Annotated in this window: 6 protein-coding genes and 1 tRNA gene; 1 reads left to right on the top strand and 6 read right to left on the bottom strand. The window is 42.1% G+C overall.

Going from position 1 to position 3,402, the window contains the following annotated elements; genetic code table 11:
- Positions 1-321: 321 nt before the first annotated feature.
- The 4 genes from WAO38_RS08865 to pyrF form a co-directional block, all read right to left on the bottom strand.
- Positions 322-411 (bottom strand) — tRNA-Ser (locus WAO38_RS08865).
- A 68-nt stretch (positions 412-479) separates the two neighbouring features.
- A complete protein-coding gene (locus WAO38_RS08860) occupies positions 480-626 on the bottom strand; it encodes a hypothetical protein (protein WP_422236311.1) in 147 nt (48 codons plus the stop codon).
- 54 nt (positions 627-680) lie between these two features.
- The gene (locus tag WAO38_RS08855) at positions 681-1,403 is read right to left on the bottom strand and encodes a hypothetical protein (protein ID WP_422236310.1); all 723 of its coding nucleotides are present in this window, start codon (positions 1,401-1,403) and stop codon (positions 681-683) included.
- Positions 1,404-1,477: 74 nt separating this feature from the next.
- A complete protein-coding gene (pyrF, locus tag WAO38_RS08850; RefSeq protein WP_422236308.1) occupies positions 1,478-2,161 on the bottom strand; it encodes an orotidine-5'-phosphate decarboxylase in 684 nt (227 codons plus the stop codon).
- A 127-nt stretch (positions 2,162-2,288) separates the two neighbouring features.
- Between pyrF and WAO38_RS08845 the strand changes: the two genes are divergently transcribed.
- The gene (locus WAO38_RS08845; protein WP_422236306.1) at positions 2,289-2,855 is read left to right on the top strand and encodes a YceI family protein; all 567 of its coding nucleotides are present in this window, start codon (positions 2,289-2,291) and stop codon (positions 2,853-2,855) included.
- Here WAO38_RS08845 and WAO38_RS08840 read toward each other — a convergent pair whose 3' ends face one another.
- Positions 2,856-3,257, bottom strand: a complete 402-nt coding sequence (locus WAO38_RS08840; protein ID WP_422236304.1) for a hypothetical protein — start codon at positions 3,255-3,257, stop codon at positions 2,856-2,858.
- A 1-nt stretch (position 3,258) separates the two neighbouring features.
- A complete protein-coding gene (locus WAO38_RS08835; RefSeq protein ID WP_422236313.1) occupies positions 3,259-3,387 on the bottom strand; it encodes a hypothetical protein in 129 nt (42 codons plus the stop codon).
- Between the last annotated feature and the right edge of the window lie 15 nt (positions 3,388-3,402).

The raw sequence follows: 3,402 nt of genomic DNA, 5'->3' as shown, positions 1-3,402 counted from the left end.
GTATCTCTTTTAAACTGTTTTGTGTAATGTTCTTTCATGATGATATTGTATCTCCTTTTTTATCAACTCTTGACTAAATAGAGACTATTTCAGGTGTGAATTTTTTTATCCGAAACCTTTGCCAATACCGTCTTGATAGGATTTTGTGTTTCCCATTCTCAAGCGTGGAGTTAAATTCTGAAGTTTTTTCTAACAATATTTATATTGCTTATAGGGATCAAAATTATAAAATAGTGGACAGATAAAGTTAGGTTTTGGGTAGGTAAGAAAATTTCGGGTTTTTTTTGAAAAAAGCTTAAAAAGTCCCTAAAAAGGCACTTGTGGCGGACGAGGAGAGATTCGAACTCTCGGTACCGTTGCCAGTACGTCTCCTTAGCAGGGAGGTGGATTCAGCCGCTTTCCTACTCGTCCATTTTGTAAGAGGGCGTAATTATACGGAGAGGTAGATAACAAGCACCTTAAATTGGTGCTTGTCTGGGTTAAATTGCCGGAGAGTTTTTGGGTGTGGCGATGATTTGATCTAAAAGAGCTTGTAATTGCATTGCAAGAACCTCATTCGAAGCTTTTGCCTCGGCAATCTTTTCTTTTAGTTTCACAATCAGTTCGATTTTTTCCATAAATTTCATGCAGACTCCTCGCAGTGATTTGTTCAAAACTAGCAAAGAGTATTCCAAAAAAAATCAGCTTGACGGCAATAACTGAAGCTCGCTTTTAATAGCGTATGCACTGGTGCGCATGCGCAGTATCCGTTCGTATCCGATCTCCTCATACGAAGCGGATATCAATTCAAAATAGTGTTTGTGATTATTGAGGTATTCAAAGAGCGGTTTTTCTATCACGGTATCGAGATAGAGTTCTTTGATGATGTTTTGGAGATGTCGGTTTTCAGACAGATATGCTATTTTCGTTTCTGTTGAGGGTTCCTTGAGATAGCGGTTACGCATTCTGTCTAGATTTTTGTACGCTGTTATGAGTTCATAAAGCCCAATTTGATCAACCGCGAGGATAAAGAGTTTTTCGTGAGAACTTTCAAACTGATCGTATTGCTGAAGTTGTTTAAGTCTTGGGGAAAATTTTTGGGATAAAAGGGTCGTGTCTTCTTCATACTGGGATAATATTTTTTCGACTTTGGCGGTTGGATAGCCATCTTTTCGGTGTTGGGCGAGTTTGGTTTCCATCGCGGCAAATGAACCTCGCATGGGTGCGATCGATTGTGTATCTCCATGGCGGATGATTTGACGAAGTGAATGTTCGCTGTTTGAAAAAAGTCCTTGAATATCCTGTGGCATTTTCTCCGTTGGCTGAGCGGGATGCGGCTGAATGACATTAGATGTAAAGGTTGCCCAAAAAATCCCCGTTCCCGCCAGCAGAACTGCCGGGATGAGAAGTAAAAGTTTTTTCATGATGATAGACCCCGTAATGCTGAGATAGTTACGGAAGTTTAGAAAAAAGAGATTACAACGATATTACGAATATATTATAGAATTCGGAGTATTTTTTCCACCACTTGAGCCGGATCAGATGCTTTGTAAATAGGGCGTCCGACGACGATAAAATCAACTTTTTCATTGTGTGCTGTTTCAATAGTGGCAACTCTCTCCTGATCTCCGGCATCTTCGCCGAACGGCCGTATACCGGGTGTGAGCGTGACAAAGGAGTCACTGGTAAGAGATTTGATGGAGGCGCTTTCATAGGCACTGCATACGACACCGTCCAGACCTGCTTCATGCGCATCCTGTGCAAAGCGATCGGCTTTTGCGGCGATACTCTCAGAATATACATGATTAAACTCAGACTCTTCAAATGAGGTGAGGGCTGTGACGGCGAGGACGAGAGGGCGGTTTTCATAAGGCTCGAGACGTTTCATTACTTCACGCATCGCTTTGCGGCCCGCAGAGGCATGGACATTGAACATATCGACACCCAACCCCATAATGGATTCAGCCGCATCGGCCATGGTATTGGGAATATCGTAGAGTTTGAGGTCTAAAAAGATTTTAAATTGGGGATTGATGGTTTTGATCGCATCGATAAAAGGCTTGCCGTCACGGATATAGGATCGCAGTCCTACTTTGAGCCATAGGGGGTAGTCTTTGATTTTTTCGACGAGCGCTAAGTTTTCTTCTTGACTCGGGAGATCAAGGGCGACACAAAGTTGCATAAGAGACCTTTGGATAAAGTGCAAAAGTATAACAAAGCTTAAGTTTATTGCTCATTATTTTTGTGTTAATAATTCATTGAGGAAAAAATCTTACAATGTTTCAAGATTAAACTCAAAAGGATTGTATATGAGAAAGAATTTTATCGCCGCTGTTTTAGCCGGATTGCTGATAGGTTCAACAGCAGTATCGGCAGCTGTATACAAAGTGGATGTTTCCCATTCGAATGTAGGCTTTAAAGTTAAACACATGATGATTAGTACGGTAACCGGAAAATTCGCTAATTTCTCAGGAACGTATGATCTGGACAAAGGGCAGTTTAAAGCGCTAAGCGGTCACATTAAAGCTGATTCGGTTGATACCGGGATCCAAAAGCGGGATGACCATTTACGAAGTGCAGATTTTTTTGATACTGCCAAATTCGGAGATATTACATTTGTCATGACGAGTGCTACCAAAGATAAAATGACGGGAAACCTAAGCATCCGAGGCATTACGAAAAAAGTAACACTTGACATCGATATGGGGGGAGTTGTTGAAGATCCATGGGGTAATCAGCGATCCGGTTTTGTATTGACCGGTTCGATCAACCGTAAAGATTACGGTTTGAACTGGAATAAAGCGATTGAAGCCGGTGGTGTTGTCGTCGGAGAAGAAGTTAAGCTGGTCATTGAGGTTGAAGGAATCGAAGAATAGTTAGAATATTTTAATAAAACTGTCCCTTTTGGGACGGAATCCGTCTAAATCATTAATCTTTAATCCCCGTTGTTGTCCCCATACCACGAGTGACTGGCATTTATATATTTTGGCATAATCGCATAGATAATCGATCATTTCACGACTCAGATGCTCACATCCGTTGTAGGTAACAAAATCATCCACGATCAAATGCCGTCCCAACTCCAAATTCTCCCGTATACTTACCCCTGCATAGACCTGTAGCTCTCCGCGCTGATAAGCACCGATAGGGCGGTAGTCTTTAGGATACTGAGAAGTGATAAAAGCGTCAAACTGATCCGAAGTGAGTTCCGGTCGGAGGGTTGTGAGGAGGGCGAACCCCTCGACAAGCTCTGATGCGGAGAGTTCTCGAAATTGCAAACTAGTTACCTAAAGAACTTAGTTGAGCGTCAATTTTACCGATTTTTTCTTCGGCATCGGCAAGTCCGTTACGATTTTCAGTAATAACGGCTTCGGGCGCATTGGCGACAAAACGCTCATTGGAGAGCATTCCGCGCAGTTTATC

The organism is Sulfuricurvum sp. (assembly GCF_049277495.1).
Classification (GTDB): domain Bacteria; phylum Campylobacterota; class Campylobacteria; order Campylobacterales; family Sulfurimonadaceae; genus Sulfuricurvum.
This window is presented reverse-complemented; position numbering and strand designations above follow the sequence as displayed.